Origin of the sequence: Burkholderia sp. AU45388, from assembly GCF_030481585.1 — a bacterium.
Taxonomy (GTDB): domain Bacteria; phylum Pseudomonadota; class Gammaproteobacteria; order Burkholderiales; family Burkholderiaceae; genus Burkholderia; species Burkholderia sola.
The window spans coordinates 639,459-665,371 of record NZ_JAUJPV010000001.1 but is presented as its reverse complement, the minus strand read 5'-3'; the positions used below and the strand labels follow the sequence as shown (position 1 = coordinate 665,371).

The window sequence follows — 25,913 nt, the reverse complement described above, 5'->3', positions numbered from 1 at the left end:
ACATGAAGAGCCGCCCGAGCGGCGTGGTCTTCTCGCTGAAGCTGGCGGTGTACGTCGCGCTCATCGCGCACGGGATGATGTTCGCGCTGTCGGCGCTCGTGATCCTGAAGATCGTCGGCATCCTGCTGATCGGTGCGATGTATGCGCACGGCGTCGAGCTGCAGCACCAGGCGCTGCATTACCAGGGGTTCCGCAGCAAGCGCCTGAACATGGTGTTCGGCTTGCTGCTCGGCATGCCGATGCTCGTGTCGTTCCACGCTTACCAGGACAGCCACCTGCGCCATCACCGGCTGCTCGGCACGCCGGAGAACAAGGAGTTCTTCGACTACGGCGACCAGTACGGCGCGCGCCCCGTCGTCAATGTCGGGCTGTGGGCGTGGCGGCTGTCGATGGCCGCGCACTATATCCAGTTCGCGAAGAACGTCGCGAAGCTCGTCGTGCCGGGCGCGCGCTTCGGCGACAACGCACTCGTGTCGCGTGCGATCCGCCGCGACTACCTGCTGATGGCCACGACGATCGCGTTGCTGGCCGCGCTGTCGGTCGCGTTGCACACGTGGTTCGTCGTCTGGGTGTGGGTCGTGCCGCTCGTGTGCGTCGCGGCGCCCGTGCATGCGCTGGTCGAGATGCCCGAGCACTATCGCTGCGACCTGACGAGCACCGACCCGTTCCGCAACACGCGGACGATCGAGAGCAACGCGTTCATGACCTGGTTCACGAACGGCAACAACTATCACGTCGAGCATCACATGATGCCGAACCTGCCGATCGAGCGGTTGCACGATCTGCATGGCGCGATCGCGCCGCGCATCCGCTATTACCACCGCACGTATCGGCAGTTCTATTACGCGCTGTTGCGCGGCCGGCTGACGCCGCGCTCGGTGGACGACGATCGGGACGATCGCGAGCCCGAGACCGAAGCGGCCGCGCCGGCGTCCACGCAATCGGCGTGACCACCGGTGTCGAATGCGTTGCAACCACGGTGACGACGATGCTCTATCCGGAACTTTTCAGATCGCTCGAAGCTGTCCGCTGGGACATGGAGAAGGACATTCCGTGGGACAAGTTCGACGCTTCGCTGCTCACCGACGAGCAGGCGAAGACGATCAAGATGAACGCGATCACCGAATGGTCGGCGTTGCCCGCCACGGAAATGTTCCTGCGCGACAACCAGCACGACAGCGATTTTTCCGCGTTCATGAGCGTATGGTTCTTCGAGGAGCAGAAGCATTCGCTCGTGCTGATGGAATACCTGCGCCGCTTCAAGCCGGAGATGGTGCCGACCGAAGAGGAACTGCACGCGGTGCGCTTCCAGTTCGATCCGGCGCCGCCGCTCGAGACGCTGATGCTGCACTTCTGCGGCGAAATCCGCCTGAACCACTGGTACCGCTGCGCGGCCGACTGGCACACCGAGCCCGTCATCAAGCAGATCTACGACACGATTTCGCGCGATGAAGCGCGCCATGGCGGCGCGTACCTGCGCTATATGAAGAAGGCGCTGAACGACCACGGCGACGTCGCCCGTGCCGCATTCGCGAAGATCGGCGTGCTGATGGCGTCGGCGCGCCGCACCGAAAAACCGCTTCACCCGACCAACCTGCACGTGAACCAGGCGCTGTTCCCGCGCGACACCGTGCAGTCACGTCTGCCCGATCCGGAATGGCTCGAGCGCTGGCTCGACGAGCAGATCCGTTTCGACGGCGAGTGGGAGAAGAAGGTCGTCGAGCGGATTCTGCACAACCTGTCGATCCTGTTCGAGCGCACGTTCGCGACCGCGCAGGAACTGAACCGCTATCGCCGCGAAGTGATCGCGCGGACGAAGGATGCGGTGGACTGCGCGTAGCGGATCGACACCTCAGCTATCGCGCGGCGCGGGCTCCATTCCGGCCGACAGGCGAACGCCATGCAGCCGACCTGCGCTAATGGCGCTAACGGCCGGAGAATTAATCATTTCCGGACATAATCGACGCATCGGTTTCTTGAAATTGCATGATCCTTTGAACTTCTTGTGTTTAGTATATTTATGTAAACACTTAATTCGGGATTTAACCGGTATTTTTCGTGTATGTTGCTGGCCGTTTGTCTTTCGCAATCCGGGAAATAGAATTAAAAGTCAGCTAATTGAAATTGAATTGTAGGAACCTGGTGTTGCGTCTGTTTGCGCGACGAACCCGGCATGAGAGCGTCGTGTTTTTATGGTAATTCTATGTTTTTACGGGGGTTTATCGACTATCTTGGGGGCGGATTCGTTCGGATATAAATTTACAAAATCACTACATGGACAATGTTGGTGTAAGTAAGTCGATGCGATGAAAATCGATAGATAAATACAAGTGTCACGATTGAAAATAAGAATGCTGTGCCTCCATACTTCAAGATAAAATCGTTTCCGAATCCAAATAGGAGAAACGATTCAGGGAGACGAAGGGCGACTTATCGGTCGATGGGTGCAACTTTGAGGCGGCGGTATGGCTAATGTGAGATTGGCAAAGCGATTGAGAAGTCTGCCTTCGCTGGATTTCCTGCGGGGCTTCGAATGCGCGGCGCGCCATTTGAGCTTCACGCGGGCGGGGCAGGAACTGAACGTCACGCAATCTGCCGTGAGTCGGCAGGTCAAGGCGCTCGAAGAGCAGCTCCGGATCGAGCTGTTCCATCGGCACATTCGTTCGTTGACGCTGACCGACAAGGGGCGCGAGCTGTACGACGCGATCTCGTTCGCGTTGTCCGACCTGGAATCGGTGGTCGGCAAGCTGTCGTCGAGTGTCGGCCAGCGCGCCATCTCGTTGTCGACCACCGTCTCGTTCGCCGCGCTGTGGCTGATTCCACGCCTCGGTTCGTTCCGCGCCAGCTATCCGGACATCGACGTGCGCGTGTCGGCCACGAGCGAAATCGAAGATCTCAAGCGCAAACGTTTGCACCTGGCCGTGCGCTATGCAGGCCCGTATACGTCGACCGACGATACGGACGTGCTGTTTCGCGAGCGGGTCGTCGCGGTGTGCAGCCCGAGCCTGGTGGCGGCGGGCGACGCCGCGTCGATGAGGCCGGCCGACCTCGACAAGCACGTGCTGCTGCACCTCGACGATCCGCGCGGCGAGTGGCCGTGGCATGGGTGGAGCCATTTGCTGAAGGAACTCGGCGTGCCGCGGCTGCGGCCGGCCGGCGCGCTGCACTTCAGCCAGTACGATCAACTGGTCCAGGCCGCGGTCGACGGCCACGGCATCGCGATCGGCAGGCGGCCGCTGGTCGACGGGCTGTTGAAGCAGGGGCGGCTCGTCGAGCTGTTCCCGCACTGCACCGTTGCATCGGGCAGCTACATGCTCGTGCAGAACCCCGATGCGTGCAACGAATTCGATATCGCGGTGCTGACCAACTGGCTGCTCGAACAAGCGTGTCATTCGCTCGAGACGGAGCAGGATAGCGCCGGCAGCAACGTGCTGCCGATGTACCGCGTCGGCTAGCGCGGCGCGGCGAATGCGTCGCGCGCGGCGTCATGCGCGGCACCTGCAACCTGTGCGATGATGCGCCGCTTCGCGTTCGTCGCAGAACGCCGCCGACCGCGGCACCCGTTTCCGGGCCACCGCCGCGTCTTGACACCCCCGGAGACAGCATGCCCGCACACAGCATTCATGGCAGTACCCTGCACTACCTCGATCGCGGCGCCGGTTTTCCGGTGCTACTCGGGCACAGCTATCTGTGGGACGCGACGATGTGGGCGCCGCAAATCGACGCATTGTCGCGACGCTATCGCGTGATCGTGCCGGATCTGTGGGGGCATGGCGAATCGGGCGCGCTGCCGAGCGGCACGCACACGCTCGACGATCTCGCCGCGCACGCAAGCGCGTTGCTCGACGCGCTGGAGATCGAACAGTGCGCGATCGTCGGGCTCAGCGTCGGCGGCATGTGGGGCGCCCGGCTGGCGTTGCGCGAGCCGCAGCGCGTGCGCTCGCTCGTGATCATGGATGCGTCGCTCGAAGCCGAACCCGATGCGACGCGCACCCGCTACTTCGCGATGCTCGACGCGATCGAGGCCGCGGGCCGCATCGCGCCGCCGCTGCTCGACGCGATCGTGCCGCTGTTCTTCCGGCCGGACGTCAATCTCGACGACCCGTTGCCGACGGCGTTTCGCGATGCGCTCGCGAACCTGCCGGCCGACCGGCTGCGGCAATCGATCGCGCCGCTCGGCCGGCTGATCTTCGGCCGGCCCGATACGCTCGCGACACTTGCCGAACTCGATGCCGCGCGCACCCTGCTGATGTGCGGCGCGGGCGACATGGCGCGCCCGCCGTCGGAAACCGTGAAGATGGCGAGCGTGATCGGCTGCGCGCATGCGCTGGTGCCCGACGCCGGCCATATCTCGAACCTGGAAAATCCGGCGTTCGTCACGCGCACGCTGCTCGACTGGTTCGACGCGCAGCAACTCCCGTCGAACTGACGATCGCGCGAACTGCGACGCCCGCACGCTCGGCGCCGCGCAGCGGTCGGAATTGTCAGACGGGCATGCGCGCGGCTGCCGGGTTTCTATGATCCTGATTGCGTTGGGCGTTGGGCGTTGGGCGTTGGGCGTTGGGCGTTGGGCGTTGGGCGTTGGGCGTTGGGCGTTGGCGTGAGCGCCGCTGTCGGGTCGCGTGGCAGAATGTATGCGATCGACCATCCGTCTTCCGGAGTACTACCGATTCGATTGGACATTGAGCGTTTCCTGTCGACGCACGAAAATCGGAAGTACGAATGAAAGTTTGTTGCGCACCGGGTGCATGACTGAAATGCGTCTGGCGTGGTAGCCCGCAACCGTTTTCTCCTTTCGTGATCCCGGGCCGGCGGTGCGGACAGGGCAGCGCGCATATCGCATGTGCCGCATTCGACCGACGCGCAACGCCCATCGAAAGAAGTCGATCCGAATTCGATGAGCGCCCGCCGGACGAATGCCCTATGACGGATCGATGCCGACAAGTCCGATAAACCGCACAGGATCCGGCACGCGGGCGAATCATCTCGTGTAATCAATAGTAATCGCGTGTAATTCTCGGGAATTTCACGCGGTCCATGTATCGGCTCCTGGGCCTCTTCAACGACAAACGTTTGCGTGACGCTATACCGAAAGATTCGACGATGGCGCCGGTATTTCATTACCGATCCGAGGTCACATACGATCTGAATTTTCCTTAAATGCGCACCCCAATCCCCCCAGATGAACGTTTGCGCGAAATCGATGCGTGTGCGATGCACTCGCGGCACCACCGATTCGCCTAATTCCAACGACCAGCCCGGGTGAAGTCGAAAATCGGAGTATCCAGCTTTGACGCAAACGTTCCACCGGAGCGCGCGAGCAATCGGAATACTGGCCAGGGTTTGGGCTCGACGGCATGTCGGCGTGGGCAGCCACGTGCTTTATTGCAGGCCGCTTTCATCCCGACCTGAGCGACATCGACCATGCGCGCCTGAAACGGTTCTCACCCTCGCCCGCGTGGGGTCCCCGCGATACGACCCGCTCGCCCATTGCGGCGGCGCCACTCGGAAAAGGCGACGCATTCGATCGATTTCGGTTTCTCTTCATTACCGGCGATATCCCCCTGCCTGCGTTATCCCGATTTATATTTCTTGACATTGATGCACGTCAATTTCCCGCGAAATGGCGTGACAGTATCTTCACCGAAATTGACGAATTTCAATAAATAGTTCCATATCATTGGCTTGATTGAATCCGACAACAACACGGCGAAAACAGACATTGACAAATCGGCGAACGAGAACCGCCCCTTATGATGCGGCGCAGAAAACAACAAATGTAAGAAATTGTTAAAGGGCCGCAAGATGCAAACAGTGCCGAATCATTCATCGACGGGGTCAAGCGTGAATCGGGGTAGAGGCGCCGGCAACGGACATCAGCGAGCAAGCGTAATCGTACTGTTGCTCGAGGGTTTTTCCATTATGCAGATGGGCAAGCTGGCCGCCGTTTTCGAACTGGCGAATCAGCTCGGGCGGGTCGATGGTGCATTCGTCGACCGTTACGAATTGCGCCTGTATTCCGTGCATGGCGGCCCGGTTCGTTCGTCGTCGGGCGTGGGCATCTGGACGGAAGCAGCGCGCACACTCGAAGCGAGCAGGGTGCACGCGATGTTCGTGTTGAGCGGTCAAGGCGGGACCGACGAGCTCGACGAACAGTTTATTGCGTGGGTCCGGCATGTCCATCAGCGGGCGCGGGTCGTGCGCGGCAGCCATGGCGGCCGGAGATTGCTGACGCAGATGCGCCTGGCGCAGAAGGAGATAGAGAAGGCCGCGCCGGGAACGGACGGCGGCGCGTCGTCTGTCGGCCGCGATGACGATGAAGCCGCCGGCGACGAAGACGACGGGCCTTTCTCCGATGCGTTGTCGATCGTCCGGGTGGACATGGGTTACGAAATCGCGCAGGAAATCGTGATGTGCATGGTGTCCGGCGCGAACCGCAAACTGACCGACGTGCTGTTCGGCGCACGCGTCGCTCGTGCGAGCACGCTGATCCGGATGGCCGCGCATCATTTGCGGGTCAATAGCGAGAACCGCATTTCGATCGCCGATGCCGCGCAGGCCGCCGCGATGAGCGAGCGCAATTTCTTGCGGCGCTTCAAGAACGAAATCGGTGTCACGCCGACCGAGTTCGTGCTGAGGATACGCCTCGAAAAGGCCTGCCGCATGCTGATCGAGACGGATCTTCCGGCGGACAAGGTCGCGCGGCGTACCGGCCTCGGCAGCGGCGACCGGATGGCGAAACTGTTTCGCCAGCACTTGCAGACGTCGCCGACCGAATTTCGGGCAGCGGCACGAAAGGACAGTGACGCCTCGACGGACACGCTGTACGCGTCGGATTTGGGCGGCTGGATGAGCGGCGCGTCGTCCTAGAGCGGGCGATCGCAATTCGCCATTTTCCACCAATCGACGTAATCTCTTTGCACGAATTCAAATCCATACGTGGATATCGATGTTTGGTCGGAGTGAATTTTTTATTAATTCGGATTGCAAATAAGAAGTGTAGTCAATTCTGATCTGATAAAGGCGGATTCAGCCACAATCGTGGCATGGTCGGACATGAATCAACCCATGCGTATTTCCGTTGATTAAGTTATCGCCTGGCCTTTCGAGGAGGCGGCACCCCGGCACTCCTCGGAATTTTGCCTGCCGGATCGTCGTGAGCGAACCGTGCAGGCCTTTTTATTCGTTGAGCGAGCATCGAGTGCTGTAGTCCGGCCAATGCTCGCTCGTAGGCTCAGACGCGCCAGGCGGTGCATGCGCGTGCTCCGTGCGCGGGCAATGACGGCCGCGTCGAATTGCAAATCGAGATGAAAGTCGTGTCGTATATCTGATCCGAATCCGTGCATGAATGGGTGAGAACGCACGTTATTCGTGCATCGCTCGATTCGGGAAATAGCTTGAATAATTCGCTCGCGGAATCGGCTTGATTTTTTCCGCCATCAACAAGGCGGATTCGGACGCAATCGATAAAGGCGCGAGTCGCGGCGAATATGATGCACTGCGGAAACGTTGAAGCAGAGGCGCCGCAACCAGCGTGCCGCATGACGTGATGCCGCACTGCGTCGTGAATGGATATTGGATGATGACTTAGGAGTTCATATCAATGAATTCATTGATCAATCGAGCGACCGATATCGGAATGATCGTGCTGGGCGCGTTCATCCCCGCGTTGATCGGTGCGACCGGCGGTGCGCGCGGCACCCTGTTCGACGGTGCTCTCGTCGCGTTTGCCGCCGCGCTGGCGTTGTCGGTATTTCCCGCCTGCGGCATCTACGAGAGGGCGCGAACGCGATCGGCGCTGCACCTGCTCGGGCGCACGGTGCTTGCATGGATCGTCGTGCAGGGCATGAGCACCGCGCTGCTTTACGTGCTGCATCGTGCGCATGTGCTGTCGAGCGAGTGGTTCGTGTGCTGGACGCTCGCCAGCGGGGTCGGCCTGATCGCGTTCCGGGCGCTGACGCTCGCGATCTTTGGCGTGATCGAGCGTGCGGGCGGTCAGGTGCGCGCGGCGGCGATCGCACACGCGGACCTGCGCGGCCAGCTGGAGATCGGCCACCGGACGGTCGGGCGCCTCAAGCGAATGGTCAAGCGGAGCTTCGACCTGGTGGGCGCGTCGTTGCTGCTCGTCGTGCTCGCGCCGGCATTGCTGGGCATCGCGTGGGCCGTGAGGCGCGATGGCGGTCCCGCGATCTTCGGGCACGAGCGTGTCGGCCGAAACGGCCGGCGGTTCAAGTGCCTGAAATTCCGCTCGATGGTGACGAACGCCGATGCGGTGCTCAAGGCGCTGCTGGAGCGCGACGCCGACGCCCGGGCGGAATGGGCGCGCGAATTCAAGCTGAAGAACGATGTCCGCATCACGCCGATCGGCCGCCTGCTGCGCAAGACGAGCCTCGACGAACTGCCGCAGTTGCTGAACGTGCTGAAGGGCGACATGAGCCTGGTCGGGCCGCGGCCCATCGTCGAGGCCGAACTCGAACGCTACGGCGCCGACGTGCGCTACTACCTGATGGCCAAGCCCGGCATGACCGGCCTCTGGCAGGTCAGCGGCCGCAACGACACCGACTATTCGACGCGCGTGTCGCTCGACGTGTCCTACGTTCGCGATTGGTCGCTGCGCCGCGACATCGGCATTCTGTTCAGGACGATCAACGTGGTGGTGCGCGGCTCGGGGGCTTACTAGCCGTTTCCATCCGCACGCGGAGAAGGCGATTCGATCGCGCGTGGCGGGAGCCGGCGCAACGGTACGGTGTGGCAGCAGGCATGTCCGGTCTCGACAGGGGTGCTGTACTCGCGTTCGACACGACGCGAGGCGACCGGAGCAATTTCAGACTAAAAAAGAGCGAGGTTGTAATGCAGAGGTTGCGTCAAATGGAGCCGGCGCGCGCGCCGCGCCGACGATCGCGTGTCGGCCCACTCGTGATGATCCTGCCGCTGTGTGCGTTGCTGGGCGCGTGCGGTATCGCGCCGGGCATGCGTATGCAGCAGCCGGCGTCGATTCCGCTGCAAAGCGGCATGACGCCCGGCGAGAGCGCCACGCTGCCGGTTCCGGTGACGAATATCGACCTGTCGCTGATCCGGCGCATGCGCGATACCGAACGCGGTGTACCCGGCGAGCTTCGCGATATCGTCTCGTCGCCGGACGCATACACCATTGGCCGCGGCGACGTGTTGCAGATCACCGTATGGGATCACCCCGAACTGGCGGCGGCGCTCGGCGCGCCCGCACAGTCCGCGCCGCGCGCCGCGGATGCGCCGCCGGGGTTCGTCGTCGATCAGGACGGCACGCTGCAATTCCCGTACGCGGGCCGGCTGCCGGTCGCCGGGTTGACTGCCGAGCAGGTGCAGACGCAGCTTGCGCGCCGTCTCGACAAAACGTTCAGGAATCCGCAGGTCACGGTGCGGATCGCCTCGTTCCGCGCGAAGCAGGTTTATATCGAGGGCGAGGTGCATACGCCGGGCTCGCAGCCGGTGAACGACATCCCGATGACGCTGTATGACGCGATAGGGCGGGCAGGCGGCTTCTCGGCGGCGGCCGACCAGAGTCGCATCGTGCTGGTGCGCGACGGCGTCGAGCGCCGGATCGATCTGACCGGGATGGCCGAACAAGGACGCAATCCGTCGAAGATCGTGCTGCGCAACGGCGACCTCGTGCGCGTGCCGGCGCGCGACGAGAGCGGCGTATTCGTGATGGGCGAGGTCAACAAGCCCGTGACGGCGTTGCCGATGCGCAACGGCCGGCTGACGTTGAGCGAGGCGATCGCGCAGGCCGGCAGCCTGAACGCGAACACGGCCGACGCCGCGCAGCTCTACGTGGTGCGCGGGATGCAGGACGAGCAACCGCAGGTCTATCACCTCGATGCCCGCTCGCCGGTCGCGATGGTGCTCGCCAATCAATTCCAGTTGAAGCCGAAGGATGTCGTCTATGTCGACGGCAACGGGCTCGTCCGCTTCAGCCGCGTGCTCAGCCTGTTGCTGCCGGCCATCAATGCCGGCCTGACCGCGGCGATCGCGACCAAATGATGGAGTCCATCCTGATCGTCTGCGAGGGCAACATCTGCCGCAGCCCGATGGCCGAAGCGATGCTGCGTCAGTCGATGCCGGGGCGCCGCGTCGCGTCGGCCGGCCTGAACGCGCTGGTCGGCATGCCGGCCGCACCGTACGCGCTGGACGTCATGCGCCTGCGCGGGTTCGACGTGTCGCCGCATCGTGCCCGGCAGGTCGACCGCGCGTTGTGTACCGACGCCGACCTGATCCTCGTGATGGACCGTCGACAGCGCACGTCGCTCGAGAACCGGTTCCCGTTCGCGCGGGGACGCGTGTTCCGCCTCGGCGAATACACGGACTTCGACGTGCACGACCCTTACCGCCAGCCCAGGTTCGTGTTCGAACGCTGCGCGCGACTGATCGAACTCGGCGTGTCCGAGTGGTCGAAGCGCCTTCGTATCGTCTGAAGCCGCCGTCGGCCGACGCTCCACTGGAACTTCTACGCCTCATATCGTGCCATGACCCAACCCTCCGCCCCGCCGCCGCAAGCCGCCGAAGACGGCAGCGAGACCGATTTCGTCGCGGTGCTCGACATTCTGCTGGAAAGCCGCTGGCTGATCGCGACCATCACGTGCGTGCTGCTCGCGGCCGGCCTCGCGTACGCGATTCTCGGCAAGCCCGTGTTCGAAGCCAACATCATGGTCCAGGTCGAGGACAGTCCCGACACGTCGGCTGCCAAGTCGTTGCTCGGCGACGTGTCGGCGCTGTTCGACGTCAAGTCGTCGGCCGCCGCCGAGCAGCAGATTCTCGCGTCGCGCCTCGTCGTCGAACGTGCGGTCGACAAGCTCAACCTGTTCATCGACGCGGAGCCGAAGCGCTTTCCGCTGATCGGCGACTGGATCGCGCGCCATCGCGACGGCTTGTCCGAACCCGGCCTCGCCGGCCTGGGCGGCTACGCGTGGGGCCGCGAACGCATCGACGTGCAGCGTTTCGACGTGCCGCGCAAGAACGAAGGCGACGCGTTTACGCTGACGAGCCTCGGGGGCAAGCGCTATCGGCTCGACGGCGGCGATCTCGATGCGCCGGTCGAGGGCACCGTCGGCGCGCTCGAACGCTTCGACTCGCCGCGCGGCCCGATCGTGCTGCAGGTCGCATCGATCGCCGCGAAGCCGGGCGCCGCGTTCATGCTGGTTCGCCACTCGCGGCTGAAGACGATCGAGGACATTCGCGACCGCCTCAACGTGCAGGAACGCGTGAAGCAATCGGACGTCGTCGTTGCCAGTCTTCAGGATACCGATCCGAAATGGGTCAGCGACACGATGAACGAAATCGGCCGCCAGTACGTGCGGCAGAACATCGAGCGGAAATCGGCGGAGGCCGCGCAGTCGCTTGAATTTCTCACCGCGCAATTGCCGCAGCTCAAGCAGCAACTGGCCGATTCCGAAGCGCGCCTGACCAAGCTGCGCGACGAGCATGGCACGGTCGACCTCACCGAGGAGGCGAAGCTCGCGCTGGCCCAGATCGCGGATGCGAAGACGCGCCTGCTCGAGTTGCAGCAGAAGCGGCAGGAGCTGATGTCCCGTTTCACCGAACGGCACCCGAGCGTGGCCGTGATCGACGAGCAAATCGCCGCGCTGAACGGCTATCGGAACGCCGCCGAGCTGCAGATCAGGCGCCTGCCGGATCTGCAGCAGGAGGCCGTGCGGCTGATGCTCGACGTGAAGGTCAACACCGACCTCTACACGGCATTGCTGAACAACATGCAGCAGCTGCAGCTCGTGCAGGCCGGCAAGGTCGGCAACGTGCGCCTCGTGGACACGGCCGCGGTGCCGGAAGTGGCGGTGCGGCCGAAGAAGGTGCTCGTCGCGCTGGCGTCGCTGCTGCTCGGGCTGCTCGCCGGCTGCGGCACCGCGATCGTCCGCTCGATGCTGTTCCATGGCATCTCGGATCACAACGAGATCGAGCGCCGCCTCGGCCTCGCGGTGTACGCGACGGTCCCGATCAGCGACCGTCAGCGCGACCTGGCCGAAGAGGCCGCGCGCAAGAGCGGCCACAAGTCGGTCCTGTCGATCGCTTTCCCGAACGAGCCGGCCGTCGAGTGCCTGCGGAGCCTGCGCACCGCCCTGCAGTTCGCGATGCTCGAGGCGAAGAACAACGTCGTGCTGATTGCCGGCCCCGCGCCGGGCGCCGGCAAGACCTTCATCTCGTCGAACCTCGCGGTCGTGATGGCCAGCGCCGGGAAGCGCGTGCTGCTGATCGACGGCGACATTCGCAAGGGCCGAATGCACCACTATCTCGGCTTTCCGCGCGGCCGTGGCTTCACGGAGCTGATTGCCGGCAGCGCACGCGTGGAGGAGGTGCTTCATCGCGAGGTGGTCGAGGGGCTCGACTTCATCTCGGCCGGCACGATGCCGAAAAATCCCGCGGAACTGCTGTTGAACCGCAATCTCTCGACGCTGCTCGACGGTCTGTCGCCGTGTTACGACATCGTCGTGATCGACTCGGCACCCGTGCTCGCCGTGCCCGATACCGGCATTCTCGGCGCATTCGCCGGTACCGCGCTGCTCGTCACGATGGCGGGCAAGACGAAGCTCGGCGAGATCGACGAATCCGCGAAACGCTTCGCGCAAAACGGCGTTCGCCTGAACGGCGTCATCTTCAACGGTGTCAATCCGCGGCTCGGACAGTACGGATACGGGTCGAAGTACGGCGGTTATCGCTATGTCGCATACGAGTACGGGGCGCAGGATGCGTGATACGTCCAGCGCAGCCGGCGGCACGGCATGCGAATACGGTCGCGCGCGGCGTACGGAGGCGCGATGATCAATCCGCGGGATTCGATCGTTTCGCTGGCCGGCGTCGTGATGGGGCAGATCGCGCTGTTCGTCTGCATCTTCGTGATCGGACGGCGGTTCGGGCCGGCGTCGCTCGGCCACTTCAACTATCTGCTCGCGCTGGCGTCGTTCGTCGGCACGCTGCTCGCATTGCGCTACGAACTCGCGTGCGTCGACGATTCGCCGCGCGAATCGTTCAACGCGTGGGTGAACGTGACGGTGCTGAGCCTGATGGTCGCCGCCGCGGGCGGGGTGCTGATCGCGATCGCCCGCCGCGCGGACCTCTATCCCGTCGCCGTCTATGCGCTGGCATCGTTCGTCCAGCTGGCTGCCGGCGCCTACCTGAACAGCCTCAGACGCTACGGATGGATTGCGCTGTCGCGCATGGTCGTCAACGGTGGGTTCCTGATCGGTCTCGTGCTGTCGCTCGCCTGCCTGGCGTGCGGCAAGGTCGACATATTCGCGCTGTACGCGTGGGTGAGCGCCGCAGTGTCGATCGTGATGGCCGCCGCGATCGTGCTGAGCGGCTATCGCGCAGGGTATTCGTTCCGGTTGTCGCCGGGTTTCTTCGTCAGGAATCGCCGGTTCGCGCTGTACATCCTGCCGTCGACGCTGTGCGCGTCGGTGCTGACCTATGCGCTGGCGATCGCAATCCCACACTGGTTCGACGCGCAGAGTGCCGGCTACTTCGCCGCGGCTTACCGGCTCGGGTTCTTTCCGGTTTCGCTGATCGCGCAGAGCGTCGGCGGCGTGTTTCGGCGCGACGCGATCGGCGCGATGGCGCGACCGGATGCCGGCTCGGCGGTGCATCGGGTGTACCGCACCTACGCGCGCGCGCTCGCGGCTCTCGCCGTCGTGTACATGGCCGGCGGATTGCTGCTGTTCGCGCCGCTCGTCGACCTGTTCTTCGGCGCAAGCTGGCGCGGGTCGGTCGGCTTCTATTACAGCCTGATGCCGCTGTTCGCGCTGCAGCTGATCTATGTGCCGCTGTCGCAGATCTTCCTGGCCACGCGCGCGCAGCGTGTCGATTTCCTGTTTCAGCTGACCTGCGGGATGGGTCTCGTCGGCGCGCTGGGCATCGCGCGGCTGACGAACCTGTCTGCCCCGACGAGCGTACTGATTTTTTCATTGACCGGCGCGGCGCTGATGGCGGCGGGCATCGCGCTGACGTACCGGGTCCTCGACGCGAACCTGTCCCGATCGGGGGCGCTGGCGTGAGAACGCCGATACGACGAACGAGTACACCATGATCCTGATAGTCATCGACTCCCTTGAGCGCTATTACTTCGTCACCCGTCTGGTGAACGCGGTTCGGTACGAATACGAGTTCGCATTCCTGACGAGCGAGCCGGTCGCGCATCTGGGCCTGCTGCTGGGCGGTTTCCGGTCGGTGTACCTGAACCGGCTGATGCCGATCGACGTGCCCGACGGCCAGCCCGCCGACCGCACGCCGTACCAACTGTCGATCGAAGTGATGAACGGGCAGATGACCGAGGCGCGTGCGAAACGCGAGTCGGCGGCGATTTTCCATATCGCATCGGAGGTCCTGCGCGGCTTGCGGATCGAGCAGTGCGTGATGTGGAACGGGCAGCAGCTCGTGTGCCGTGCGGTGCGGCAGGCGTGCACGGTGCAGGGCGTGGCGACCCGCTTCATCGAGATCTCGAATCTGCCGGGCAAGCTGTTCGTCGATTCGCTGGGCGTCAATGCATTGTCGACGATCAGCCGCAACCCCGAGGTCATCGATCGCCTGCCGCTGCCCGACGAGGACACGCATGCGCGCTGGCTGTCGGCCTATGAGCGCGACAAGCGGAAGCCGCTGCCGCAGGCGCGGACGTCGTTCGGACGCAAGGCCACGTCCGCGACGAACTATTTGCTGAAGGCAGTCAGCCGCGGCGTCGGCCGCCGGCGTCTGGCAAGTGTGCGCGCGCGCAACGGAATGCCGGCGCCGCGACAGGCCATCCATCTGTCGGCCGACATGCTGTCGACCTGCCGCTATGTATTCCTGCCGCTTCAGGTGTCCGGCGATACGCAGATCAAGCTGCACTCGGACGTCGGCAATCTCGACGCGATTCGCCATGCGTTCGCGTTCGCGGCGAACGAGAGCGCCGACCTGTTCGTGAAACTTCATCCGGCCGAAACCGACGCGGCCGAGATCGACGCGGTCGTGCGCCTGCAGCAGACGTATCGCTTCGAGATCGTCACGTCGCCGACCACGGAGCTGTTGCGGCATGCGCATGCGGTCGTCACGATCAATTCGACGGTCGGGCTGGAGGCGATGCTGTACGGCAAGCGCGTGGTGTCGCTCGGGCGGTGTTTCTACAAGGAATTCGACCGTGAGCGCCTGCTGAAGTACATCCATTCGTTTCTGGTCGACGGCATCGACTACTTCGGCACCGCGCATATTCCGGCCGATGCGGCGCGGCGCGTTTTCGCGGGACAGCGCTGACATGCCCGTCACGTTACGACAGACCGCCGAGGCGATCGCCGAAGACTGCCGCCGCAATGCGTTCGTGAAGACGCGCAGCGTGGTGATCTTCTATCGAATCGTGCACTACCTCGCGTGCCGGAGCCGGTTCACGCTGGTGGCCGGCGCGCCGCTGATCCTGCTGTACATCGTGCTGTGCGACTGGGTAATGGGCATCGAGATTCCGCCGAAGACGAAGATCGGCAAGGGACTCGCGCTCTATCACGGCACCGGCCTCGTGATCAACGGATACGCGACGATCGGCGCGTACTGCACGCTGCGGCACGGCGTGACCGTCGGCAACACGATCCGGAAGGACGGCACGCTCGGCGGCGTGCCGACGATCGGCGATCGCGTCGAGTTCGGCGCGCACAGCGTCGTGCTCGGGGAGGTTCGCATCGGCGACCGCGCGCGGATCGGCGCCGGGGCGGTCGTGCTGACCGACGTGCCCGAAGGCGGCGTCGCGGTGGGCGTGCCGGCGCGCATTCTCGAGAACGGAAAGGAGTCGAAATGAAAGTGTTCATTCTGCATCCCGGCAAGGCGAACTATCCCGAGATCGCCGCCTACGGCCGTCGGCTGAGAACGCACGGATTCGAGGTGTTCGACGGCGATCTCGACGCGTATGCGCGCTTCCCGGACCGGGACGTATGCGTCCTGTGGTGCATCATGGGTTTCTACCGGGCATTGCCGCCCGCGCGGTTCGTCATTCACGACTATCGTTCGCTGTCGGTGGGCCGGCTCGCGGCCGTCAAGGATCGCGTGAAGCGCGTGCTGAACGTGCGGCCCGATTTGCGCATCTTCCAGAACGAGCGGATGCGCGACGCGATGGCGTTTCGCGACGGCGTGCGCGCGTTGCTGCTGCCGATGGGCGTGCCGGACTGGATCTTCGATCCGGTCGAGGCCGGAGCCGGTGCCGATGTCGCGGCTGGCGGCAACGCCAGTGCCGGCGCCGCGCCGACGCCGTCCGGGCGGTTCTGCTATATCGGCGAGATGAGCCGCGAACGCGGCTTTCACAAGGTGCTCGCCGCCTACCGCGACGCGCGGCGCGACGAAGCGGACACGCTCGTGCTGGTCGGCCATCCGGAGCCTGAAATCCGCGCGGCTTTCGCCGACACGCCGGGCATTCGCTTCGTCGGCCGCGTGCCGCAACGCGACGCGCTGCGAATCGTCCGCGACAGCGAATACGCGGTGTGCTTCTTTCCGTATCACCGGCCGCATTGCTTCCAGACGCCGACGAAGTTGCTCGAATACGCATCGCTCGGGAAAAAGATCGTCTGCAACGACGCGCCGTCGAACGTACGCACCGCGAAAGAACTCGACATTCCGTGTCACGTCACCGGCGCGGCGATCTTCGACGAACTGTTCCCGCTGTCGCGGATTCGTGCGCGTCGTCCCGATCCGGCCGCGATGAAGTCGCTCGAATGGGGGCGCGTGATCGAAGGGTCCGGGGTGCTCGCGTATATCGATGCGGTCGCGGGGCGCGGGCCGCGTGTTTGACGGCGTCGCTCGGCGTCGGTGCGCGGCGGCTCATTTTTGATGGAACGGACCCGATGAAAATCGTCCACATAGTCGAATCCAGCGCGACAGGCACGTTGTCGATGGTGTGCCTGATTGCAAATCGCTTCGCTCGCGAAGGGCACGACGTGCACGTCGTCTATTCGGTGCGGCCCGATACGCCGCCCGGCCTGGCCGCGATGTTCGACGCGAGGGTGTCGTTGCGCCACGTCCAGATGAAAGGCGCGGGCCCGTGGCGGACCGTGATGCGCCTGCGCACGACGCTCAACGCGATCGGCCCGGACGTCGTGCACATGCATTCGTCGTTTGCCGGCTTTTTGGGGCGGCTGTCGACGCTGTTTGCGTTGCCGAACGCGGCGTTCTTCTACAGTCCGCACTGCATCTCGTTCATGCGCCGCGACATCTCGCGCGTGAAGCGGCTGGCGTTCGTCGGCCTGGAGAGAATCGCGTGCGTGCGCAAGTGCCTTTACGTAGCGTGCTCGGAAAGTGAAAGCCGAGCGATCCGCACCTGGCTGCGTCAGCCGGTGGTGGTGGTCGAGAACGCGGTGGTCGAGGCCGCGTCGACCGCGCATTCGGGCGACGCCGCGCGGCCCCTGGACGGTCCCGTCTATGTGGTGACGGTCGGCGGTATCCGCGCGCAAAAGAATCCGGGCCTGTTCGCGCAGATCGCGTACGGCATGCGCGCGCGCGGGACGCGCTTCGTCTGGATCGGCGACGGCGACGATGGTTCGAAGGCGGAACTGGAAAAGGCCGGCGTCGAAGTGACCGGATGGCTGTCGCGCGACGAGGTCGAGCGTCGGCTCGGATGCGCGGACGTGTACCTGTCGACCTCGTCGTGGGAAGGGATGCCGGTGTCGGTGATCGAGGCGATGCTGGCCGGCCGGCCCGTCGTCGTGTCCGACTGTGCGGGCAACGTCGATGTCGTGCGTCATTTGCAGACCGGCGTGATCTATGCGACGGCCGCCGACGCGGCCGCGTGGCTGCAGCGCCTTGCCGGCGACGCTGCACTGCGGTCGGAACTGGGCCGCCGGGCGAACCGCGAGGCGCGGCGGCGTTTCGGCGAGGAGCGCCTGTTCGGCGAGCTTGCGCCGCTCTATGCGGCGAGCGCGGAGCGCTGACGTCGGCAAGCAACGACGAGAACACCATCGTCCTCATTTCGTGGAGAACCTTATGAATGTAACCATCACGCCGGACGTCACGGTCGGCAACGACCTGCCGTTCGTCCTCTTCGGCGGCCTCAACGTGCTCGAAAGCCTCGAGCTCACGCTCGACGTGTGCGGCACGTTCGTCGAGGTCACGCGCCGTCTCGGCATTCCGCTGGTGTTCAAGGCGTCGTTCGACAAGGCCAACCGTTCGTCGATCCACTCGTATCGCGGCGTGGGCTTCGACGCGGGGCTGCGGATCCTGGACGAAGTCAGGCACCGGTTCGGCGTGCCCGTGATCACGGACGTGCATGAGGTGTGGCAGGCCGGCCCGGTCTCGCAGATCGTCGACGTCCTGCAGATACCGGCATTCCTCGCGCGTCAGACCGATCTCGTGGTCGCGATCGCCGAGACCGGCAACGTGGTCAATATCAAGAAGCCGCAGTTCATGAGCCCGACGCAGATCGAGCACGTCGTATCGAAATGCCGCGAGGCCGGCAACGACCGCGTGATCCTGTGCGAGCGCGGTTCGTCGTTCGGCTACGACAATCTCGTCGTCGACATGCTCGGTTTTCGCCAGATGCGCGATGCGACGGGCGACTGCCCGGTGATCTTCGACGTCACGCACAGCCTGCAGATGCGCGATCCTCACGGCGCCGCGTCGGGCGGGCGGCGGCGGCAGGTGCTCGATCTCGCGCGCGCCGGGATGGCGGTGGGGCTGGCCGGGCTGTTCCTCGAAGCACATCCCGACCCCGACCACGCGCGTTGCGACGGCCCGAGTGCGCTGCCGCTCGCGTTGCTCGATGCATTCCTGCAGCAGGCGAAGGCGGTGGACGATCTGGTCAAGCGGCTTGCGCCGCTCGATATCCGATGAGCGGCGCGATGTATCGCGGCGCCGTGCGCCTGGTGCTGTTCGACGTCGACGGCGTGCTGACGGACGGCCTGCTGCACGTGACGGCCGACGGCGAGTTCATGAAGAGCTTTCACGCGCACGACGGTGTCGCGGTCGCACTGCTGCGCGCGCACGGAATCCGCGTCGGCATTCTGTCGGGCAAGCATAGCGGCGCGCTGGCCTGGCGGGCCGGGCAACTCGGCGTCGACGTGCTGGTGACCGGCTGCGACGACAAGGCCGCCGGCTATGCGGACGTCAAGGCACGGCAACGAGTGGGCGACCACGAAATCGCGTACGTCGGCGACGACGTGAACGATCTCGCGGTCATCGAACGCGTCGGCGTGTCGTATGCGCCGGCCGATGCGCATCCGCTCGTCCGCGCACGCGTCGATCATGTCGCCCGCACGGCGGGCGGCCGCGGCGTGGCGCGCGAGGTGACCGAGCATCTGCTGACCGGGGCCGGGCTGTCGCTCGACGATGCGTACCGGCCGTTGTTCGAAGCATGGAGCAGCCATGACGTCATTCAATAACGGGCGGCCGGTGCACGTCGTGATCCCGGCCCGATACGGCTCGACGCGCCTGCCGGGAAAACCGCTCGTCGATCTGGACGGCGAACCGATGATCGTCCGCGTGCACGCGCGCGTGCGCGGTGCGCTGCCCGATACCGACATCGTCGTGGCGATCGACGATTCGCGTATCGCCGAGGTGCTCGCCGCGCGCGGCATCCGTTTCGCGATGACCGATGCCGGTCACGCGTCCGGCACCGATCGCGCCGCGGAAGTCGCGCGGGCGTTCGGCTGGCGCGACACCGATGCCGTGCTCAACGTACAGGGCGACGAACCGCTCGTGCCCACGGCGCTGCTCAGGGCATTCGCCGGCTTCTGCAGCGTGGCGCCGGACCTCGGTGTCGCGACGGTGGCCTGCCCGGTCGGCGACGCCGCGCTGCTCGACGAGCCGGGCATCGTCAAGCTCGTCGTCGACGGCCGGGGGCGTGCGCTGTATTTCTCGCGCGCGGCGATTCCGTTCTGCCGTGACGGCCGGCCCGCGCAAACGAGCGGACCGAGCGGCGGCGGTTTTCTGCGGCACATCGGCCTCTACGGCTACGCGAATACGGCGTTGCAGTCGCTGGCGGCCGCGGCGCCGTGCGAACTCGAGCAACTGGAGCGGCTCGAGCAGTTGCGGGCGCTCTGGCTCGGCATGCCGATCGACGTGATGCGATGGCCCGATGCGCCGCCGGCCGGCATCGACACACCCGACGACGTCGCGCGCGTCGTCTCCCTTCTCAAACGGCAAACCCATGATGCGACAGAACCATATTGAATCCGCCCGGCAGGTCTTCGAGATCGAATCGCGGGCATTGGCCGGCGTGGCCGCGCGGCTCGACGCGAATTTCGACGGCGCGATCGAGATCATTCTCGGCTCGCGCGGGCGCGTCGTCGTGTGCGGGATGGGCAAGTCCGGTATCGTCGGCAGGAAGATCGCCGCGACGCTGTCGAGCACCGGCACGCCCGGCTTCTTCATGCATCCGGGCGAGGCTTATCACGGCGATCTGGGGATGGTGACGCCGGACGACACGTTTCTCGCGATTTCGAATTCCGGGGAAACGGACGAGGTGATCAAGCTGATCCCGTTCTTGCGCAGCAACGGCAACGACCTGATCGCCCTGACCGGCAATCCTGCGTCGACCCTCGCGTGTGCCGCGCGGGTTCACCTCGATATCGGCGTCGAACGCGAGGCGTGCCCGCTGCAGCTCGCGCCGACCGCATCGACGACGGCCACGCTCGCGATGGGCGATGCGCTGGCGGTCACGCTGATGCGGGCGCGCGGCTTCCAGCCCGAGCACTTCGCACGCTTTCACCCGGGCGGCTCGCTCGGACGCCGGCTCCTGTCCACGGTCGACGACGAAATGGCGTGCGGGGACCTGCCGCTCGTGACGGAAGACATGTCGACGCTCGACGTGCTGGACGCGATGACGCGCGGGCGTCTCGGGCTCGCGATCGTGAAGCGGAATGCGGGTTGGGGCATCGTGACCGACGGCGACATCCGCCGCGCGATCGAGCGGTATGGCGACGGCGTATTGCGGCGCACGGCGGCCGACATGATGTCGATCGAGCCTTGCACGGTGCGCCCCGGTACGCGGGTCGAGGATGCGTTGCTGCTGATGCAGCAGCAGCGCATCGGCGCGTTGCTGGTGGTCGACGGCAGCAACGTCGTCGGCGTGTTCAAGAAATAGACGGGCGGCCGGTATCGGCTCGGGCTACTGCAGGCTTTGCGTCAGCGCACTGGATGCGGCGTTGTCGCGGAACCGGCGTACGCGCAGGAACGTGATGAAATTCGAGTCGTGCTGGCTGGCCGCGCCGCCCTCCGGGTCGTCGAACGCGACGCGGAGCACGGCAACGAGGTCGGTGCCGTCGAATTGCCAGTCGACGTACTGGAAGCCGTGCCGCTTCGTGTCTGCGTGTTGCAGCAGGATGCGCCGCGCGGTCCACCGCCGAAGATCGGGCGACGACAGCAGCACCAGCGTGTTGCGCACGCGCTCGAGGTTCATCGGCCCGACGCTCTTCGGAACCGCGTTCGTGATCGTCCAGTATTGCTTCGACTGGGGATCGAAGCGGATCGTGAACTTCTTGCCCGCACCGGGCAGGTCGACGAAATCGCGCGTCGGGTCGAACGACAGCGTTCGGCCGTCGTCGCTCGTCGTCACCAGAGCGGCCTTCTCCGGACCGTTCGTCGTATTCACGCGCAGCACGACGACGGGTGCGGCGCCTGGCCTGCCGACGACATTGCCTTCTTCCCAAGACTGGAATTTGCCGTCGAGCCAGCGTTTGTCCGACGGCAGATGCGCGGACATGCGCCAGTTGCGCGCGTCGAGCAGATCGCGATCGGCGGGGGCGGACAATACCATCGCGCGCAGGTCGCCGCCGTCGACGCTTTCATACGCGCGCCACACGCGCCCGCGATCGACGAGCACCGGCACCGGCCCGGTGATGAAGTGCCCGGGATACGGCAACAGACCGGTGGACGCATCGACCGGCGTGGTCCACGACGCGCCGTCGTCGTCGGAGCGGCGAATCGACGGCGTGCCCATCGAGCGGTCGGTGCCCATCAGGTATAGCGCGCCGTTCAGCACGAACAGCGACGACCAGTACTGATTCGGCACGTCGGCGAGCCTCGACCACGTCGCGCCCTTGTCGTGCGACGTGAAGACGGACACGCGGTTCTGTGCCGAGGCGGCGCCGAACGTGTCGAAGCTCGCGACGTAGTCGCCGTTCGGCAGCAGGGCGAGCGACGGGGAGCCGAGATACACGCGCGTCGCGGCCGGACTGTGCGCGATGACTTCGCCGGGCGGTGCGGGCACGGAGTCGGCGTTCGCTGCCGTCATCGCGCAGGTCATGCACAGCGCCGCGATAAGCGATCGTTTCAATGTGCGAAACATCGACGCATGTCGGAGTGATGTCATGTCGGATGCGCGACGGGCTCGTCGCCGGACAGGGTGGGAAGCGGGCGGGCGACCGCGCGCCGTTGCGGCGCATCCTGGTCGGCCAGCACGACGAACAGCAGAATGGTGAGCCAGAGCATGCCATAGAGCACGTGATATTTGAACAGCAGGATCGGCAGCAGATAGAGCAGATATTTGCGTCGGCCCTTGCGGCGAAACAGCATGACCAGCGTACCGAAGAACACGACGAAACCGGCGACGCCCGCTGCGAACACGAGGTAGATGTAGAACGAGCTGTCCCGCACCTGATAGCCGCGCAGGTGCGTTTTGCCGACGTTGTTGCGCTCGTCCCAGAAGAGGCCGCCGCCGAACACGCCCGCCACGACGTCGCGCTCCGTCAGCTCGGTCAGCACGAGCGTACGGCTGCCGACCGCGTCGTAGTCGACAGACTGGTTCACCCGCTGGTCGTATACGCTGTAAAGCCAGGGCACGCAGGCGAGCGCGACGACGACGACGGCGATCCGGGTCCGCAGCCGGCCGCGCCCGATGAGCACGTGCAGCCCGCACAACGCGGCGCACACGGCCATCGACGCGACCGAGAAGCTGAGCAGCGCCGTCGCGAACCCGACCGCGGGTGCGAGCGTCATGCGCCGCTGCGACAGCAGCAGGATCACCGCGCTCGGCACGACCGTCATCGCATAGAACGACGGCTCGGAATACAGGCCGAGCGCACGGATCGAAATCAGGCTGTCGGTCAGCGCCTTGGTGGCGTAGAGCGCTTCGGAGTCGGCTTCGCGCACGTAGCTGTCGAAGTCGATGAAGGTGCCGGTGCCCAGGTAATAGACGAGCTGAAACGTGAAGAACGCGGCGTGGACGTAGATGAGCGTCCGGCATGCGGTGTCGAGCGTATCCCGCGTGAGCACGCCGCCGGCAAACATCCAGTAGCACAGCGCGATATACGTCTGGATCAGCACGAACTTGACGTAGAAGTTCACGTAGAAATCGCCGAACGCGGACAGGATGAACGCGACGCAGGTGCTGATCAGCCAGTACGCACAGACGGGAAACAGGTGCCGCTGCCGCTTCATCAGCGTCGGCGCGCGAAGAAAGGCGAGCGCGCAGAGCAGGAAATAGGCGGCGAAGGTTGCCCGTACGCTGAATGCGTTGAGGGAGAAGAACAGTACGCTGGCTGAAAAGAGCAAGGTCGACATGCGTGCGCCCGATCGGAGACTCCGGATTCGCCACGCGCCGGCCGTTCCGGCGCCGTACGGCGAGATGCGTCGCGACGCGGGCAAGGCGCCTGTCGGGCAGGGATGGCGTGCTCGCCGGTTCGCGCGCGGAATACGGGGCCGTCGTTCGGGACGACTCGATTCCGGCGATCAAGCATAGACGATTGGACGGCCGGGCGAGCGGCGTTGTCCGATCCGGGCGGCATTCCGTCTTTTTCCGGCGGGGCGACGAAGCGGGCCTGGAGCCCGCGGCGGCGAGCGGCCGCCCCGGCAATATCGCACCGCACCGTGCCGCATGGTCCGACCGCGCGATCCCGGCGATCAGGGCCGCAGCGCGAACCGCCCGCACAGAAACGGCGAATAATTATCGATCGCCGCCTGGATCGGCGCGTGTCGACCATAGGCGACGGCCGACACGGCCAATAGCGACCCGGCAACGAGCGCGCGATACCGCGCATCGACACGCGGCGCCCCATGCCGCCACACGAACGCCAGCGCGACCGCCGAGCCGACGAGCCAGCCGGCGACGACTTCCGCCGGCGTGTGCGCGTCGTCGAACACGCGTGCCACGCCGATCAGCGCGCCGAGCGCGAGCCCGAGCGACAGCGACGTGGTCGCCCGCAACGGCGTTCCGCCGCTCAGCGCCAGCACGCATGTCATCGGCCAGACCGCCGATGCGAGCATCGTGTGCCCGCTGATCACGCGGAAATCGATCGCGCGGATCTGGATCCCGCAGCCGGCGTACAGCATCTTCGTGGCGCCGACCAGCGCCATGCCGGCCGCGAGCATCACAGCCCATGACACCGCGTGACGGCGCCCGGCGGCCGAGCACGTCAACCAGCCGATACACACGAGCGCGAGCGGCAGCGTCATCGCCGCGTCGCCGAGATCGCTGACGGCCGTCCACATGAACGGGTTCGTCACGCGGCTGCTCAGGCGGCCAGTAGCGTCGACATGCGCGCGGCCAGATAGCTTTCGAAGTCCGCAGCCACTTCCGGGTGCCGCAGCGCGAACTCGACCGTCGCCTTCAGATACCCGAGCTTGCTGCCGCAATCGAAACGCGTGCCGTCGTAGCGATGGGCCAGCACCTGTTCGTCCGTCAGCAGCGACTGGATCGCGTCCGTCAGTTGCAGTTCGCCGCCCGCGCCGGGCCGCAGCGCGCGCAGATGCTCGAACACCTTCGGCTTCAGCACGTAACGCCCCACCACGCCGAAATTCGACGGCGCGTTCGCCGGCGCCGGCTTCTCGACGATTCCGGACACCTTGAACAGGTTGTCCTCCCAGCGCTTGCCGTCGATCACGCCGTACGACGTCGAGGCTTCGGGTGCGATTTCCTCCACGCCGATCACCGACGCGTGATAGTGATCGAACACGTCGATCATCTGGCGCAACACGGGCGTCGGACCGTCGAGCAGATCGTCCGCGAGGATCACGGCGAACGGCTGGTTGCCGACCAGCTTCTCCGCGCATAGCACGGCGTGGCCGAGCCCCAGTGCTTCGGCCTGGCGAACGTAGAAGCAGTCCACGTGGTTCGGCTTGATGCTGCGAACCAGCGACAGCAGCTTTTCCTTGCCGCGTGCCTCGAGCTCGGCTTCGATCTCGTAGGATTTGTCGAAGTGGTCTTCGATCGCGCGCTTGCTGCGGCCGGTCACGAAAATCATTTCGGTGATGCCGGCGTCGATCGCCTCCTCGACCGCATATTGAATCAGCGGCTTGTCCACGACCGGCAGCATTTCCTTCGGGCTGGCTTTCGTCGCAGGCAGAAATCGCGTGCCGAGACCGGCGACCGGAAAGACGGCTTTCGTCACTTTCAACATGGTTTTCGGATTCCACTCGTTCGGGTTCCGGCATCGACGATGCCGAGAGGGTGACGATGCGCGAATGCCATCGTCGTTTGCACGGTCCCGCGTCGCTCGCGCAAACGGGCCCGCGCGCCGTCCGAAAATCGTAGGGGTGTTCCGCTTTCCGGGGGTGACCGAATCTAGGCTGAATCCGACAGCGACGAACCGCGAATCATCGCTTTGCAAGCGCCGATTTCGCGTATGTCGGATGCGATCTAGGAATTGTCCGCATGATGCGCGTCGCCTGACATAGATTCAGGCATTCACTACTGCACGGCCGGTCACGGCGCCGCGCGCGGCCCGGCAAGATCCGCCGTCGGCTCAGGAGCGGTCATGACCGAACAGGGCGATATCTTCGACGAAATCGCGGAATTCAATCGCGCGTATCTCGTGCTGGCCCAGCGCATGCTGCGGGTCCATTACGAGCAGGGCAAGCGGCAATTGGGCATCTCGGATGAAAGTGCGGCGACGATCGTCTCGCTCACCGCCGATCAGATCGACGAAATCGCGGTGGGCGGCGAACTCGTCTGCGAATTTCGCGCCGACAACGCGCCGGGCCGCGCATGACGCGTT

24 protein-coding genes are annotated in these 25,913 nt (G+C 64.9%); 20 read left to right on the top strand and 4 right to left on the bottom strand.

Annotated features, from left to right (window positions below):
• Positions 1-2: 2 nt before the first annotated feature.
• The 19 genes from QZM72_RS03005 to QZM72_RS02915 all read left to right on the top strand — a co-directional run bounded on the left by QZM72_RS03005 (position 3) and on the right by QZM72_RS02915 (position 21,064).
• On the top strand, positions 3-950 hold the full coding sequence (locus QZM72_RS03005; RefSeq protein WP_367620020.1) for a fatty acid desaturase: 948 nt from the start codon (positions 3-5) through the stop codon (positions 948-950).
• Positions 951-979: 29 nt separating this feature from the next.
• Positions 980-1,840 (top strand): ferritin-like domain-containing protein, encoded by an 861-nt coding sequence (locus tag QZM72_RS03000; protein ID WP_301737239.1) that lies wholly within the window; start codon positions 980-982, stop codon positions 1,838-1,840.
• A gap of 625 nt (positions 1,841-2,465) precedes the next feature.
• Positions 2,466-3,455, top strand: coding sequence for a LysR substrate-binding domain-containing protein (locus QZM72_RS02995; protein ID WP_367620016.1), 990 nt, complete (start codon positions 2,466-2,468; stop codon positions 3,453-3,455).
• A 149-nt stretch (positions 3,456-3,604) separates the two neighbouring features.
• Positions 3,605-4,429, top strand: coding sequence for an alpha/beta fold hydrolase (locus tag QZM72_RS02990; protein WP_301737108.1), 825 nt, complete (start codon positions 3,605-3,607; stop codon positions 4,427-4,429).
• Positions 4,430-5,357: 928 nt separating this feature from the next.
• Positions 5,358-5,666, top strand: coding sequence for a hypothetical protein (locus QZM72_RS02985; protein ID WP_301737107.1), 309 nt, complete (start codon positions 5,358-5,360; stop codon positions 5,664-5,666).
• A gap of 235 nt (positions 5,667-5,901) precedes the next feature.
• Entirely contained in the window at positions 5,902-6,870 is a 969-nt protein-coding gene (locus QZM72_RS02980) for a helix-turn-helix domain-containing protein (protein WP_367620015.1), read from the top strand.
• A gap of 733 nt (positions 6,871-7,603) precedes the next feature.
• Positions 7,604-8,680 carry a sugar transferase gene (locus QZM72_RS02975; protein ID WP_301737105.1) on the top strand — a complete coding sequence of 359 codons (1,077 nt, stop codon included), beginning with the start codon at positions 7,604-7,606 and terminating at the stop codon, positions 8,678-8,680.
• A 170-nt stretch (positions 8,681-8,850) separates the two neighbouring features.
• On the top strand, positions 8,851-10,020 hold the full coding sequence (locus tag QZM72_RS02970) for a polysaccharide biosynthesis/export family protein (RefSeq protein ID WP_301737238.1): 1,170 nt from the start codon (positions 8,851-8,853) through the stop codon (positions 10,018-10,020).
• Positions 10,017-10,451 (top strand): low molecular weight protein-tyrosine-phosphatase, encoded by a 435-nt coding sequence (locus QZM72_RS02965; protein WP_301737104.1) that lies wholly within the window; start codon positions 10,017-10,019, stop codon positions 10,449-10,451. Before QZM72_RS02970 ends, QZM72_RS02965 begins: the two co-directional genes overlap by 4 nt.
• Before the next feature lie 51 nt (positions 10,452-10,502).
• Entirely contained in the window at positions 10,503-12,740 is a 2,238-nt protein-coding gene (locus QZM72_RS02960) for a polysaccharide biosynthesis tyrosine autokinase (protein ID WP_301737103.1), read from the top strand.
• Between the two features lie 63 nt (positions 12,741-12,803).
• Positions 12,804-14,036 (top strand): lipopolysaccharide biosynthesis protein, encoded by a 1,233-nt coding sequence (locus QZM72_RS02955; RefSeq protein ID WP_301737102.1) that lies wholly within the window; start codon positions 12,804-12,806, stop codon positions 14,034-14,036.
• 28 nt (positions 14,037-14,064) lie between these two features.
• On the top strand, positions 14,065-15,264 hold the full coding sequence (locus QZM72_RS02950; protein WP_301737101.1) for a capsular biosynthesis protein: 1,200 nt from the start codon (positions 14,065-14,067) through the stop codon (positions 15,262-15,264).
• Between the two features lies 1 nt (position 15,265).
• Positions 15,266-15,796: a serine O-acetyltransferase gene (locus QZM72_RS02945; RefSeq protein WP_301737100.1), complete on the top strand. Its 531-nt coding sequence runs from the start codon at positions 15,266-15,268 to the stop codon at positions 15,794-15,796.
• Positions 15,793-16,779 (top strand): glycosyltransferase, encoded by a 987-nt coding sequence (locus QZM72_RS02940; protein WP_301737099.1) that lies wholly within the window; start codon positions 15,793-15,795, stop codon positions 16,777-16,779. The genes QZM72_RS02945 and QZM72_RS02940 overlap by 4 nt, the downstream gene beginning before the upstream one ends.
• 53 nt (positions 16,780-16,832) lie before the next feature.
• A complete protein-coding gene (locus QZM72_RS02935) occupies positions 16,833-17,915 on the top strand; it encodes a glycosyltransferase (RefSeq protein ID WP_301737098.1) in 1,083 nt (360 codons plus the stop codon).
• A 52-nt stretch (positions 17,916-17,967) separates the two neighbouring features.
• Entirely contained in the window at positions 17,968-18,813 is an 846-nt protein-coding gene (kdsA, locus tag QZM72_RS02930; RefSeq protein ID WP_301737097.1) for a 3-deoxy-8-phosphooctulonate synthase, read from the top strand.
• Positions 18,810-19,361, top strand: coding sequence for an HAD family hydrolase (locus QZM72_RS02925; RefSeq protein WP_301737096.1), 552 nt, complete (start codon positions 18,810-18,812; stop codon positions 19,359-19,361). The genes kdsA and QZM72_RS02925 overlap by 4 nt, the downstream gene beginning before the upstream one ends.
• Positions 19,345-20,151 (top strand): 3-deoxy-manno-octulosonate cytidylyltransferase, encoded by an 807-nt coding sequence (gene kdsB / locus QZM72_RS02920; protein WP_301737095.1) that lies wholly within the window; start codon positions 19,345-19,347, stop codon positions 20,149-20,151. Before QZM72_RS02925 ends, kdsB begins: the two co-directional genes overlap by 17 nt.
• On the top strand, positions 20,129-21,064 hold the full coding sequence (locus tag QZM72_RS02915; RefSeq protein ID WP_089471511.1) for an SIS domain-containing protein: 936 nt from the start codon (positions 20,129-20,131) through the stop codon (positions 21,062-21,064). Before kdsB ends, QZM72_RS02915 begins: the two co-directional genes overlap by 23 nt.
• A gap of 24 nt (positions 21,065-21,088) precedes the next feature.
• On the opposite strand, the gene QZM72_RS02910 is transcribed toward QZM72_RS02915, so the two are convergent.
• The 4 genes from QZM72_RS02910 to galU form a co-directional block, all read right to left on the bottom strand.
• Positions 21,089-22,225, bottom strand: a complete 1,137-nt coding sequence (locus QZM72_RS02910; protein ID WP_301737237.1) for a sialidase family protein — start codon at positions 22,223-22,225, stop codon at positions 21,089-21,091.
• Positions 22,226-22,287: 62 nt separating this feature from the next.
• Complete coding sequence (locus QZM72_RS02905; protein ID WP_301737094.1) at positions 22,288-23,481, bottom strand: hypothetical protein; 1,194 nt, start codon at positions 23,479-23,481, stop codon at positions 22,288-22,290.
• Positions 23,482-23,820: 339 nt separating this feature from the next.
• Entirely contained in the window at positions 23,821-24,408 is a 588-nt protein-coding gene (locus tag QZM72_RS02900; RefSeq protein WP_301737236.1) for a phosphatase PAP2 family protein, read from the bottom strand.
• Between the two features lie 23 nt (positions 24,409-24,431).
• Positions 24,432-25,316, bottom strand: coding sequence for a UTP--glucose-1-phosphate uridylyltransferase GalU (galU, locus tag QZM72_RS02895; RefSeq protein WP_089471508.1), 885 nt, complete (start codon positions 25,314-25,316; stop codon positions 24,432-24,434).
• 357 nt (positions 25,317-25,673) lie between these two features.
• On the opposite strand from galU, the gene QZM72_RS02890 reads away from it, so the two are divergent.
• Positions 25,674-25,907 (top strand): flagellar transcriptional regulator FlhD, encoded by a 234-nt coding sequence (locus QZM72_RS02890; protein ID WP_301737093.1) that lies wholly within the window; start codon positions 25,674-25,676, stop codon positions 25,905-25,907.
• Positions 25,908-25,913: the final 6 nt, after the last annotated feature.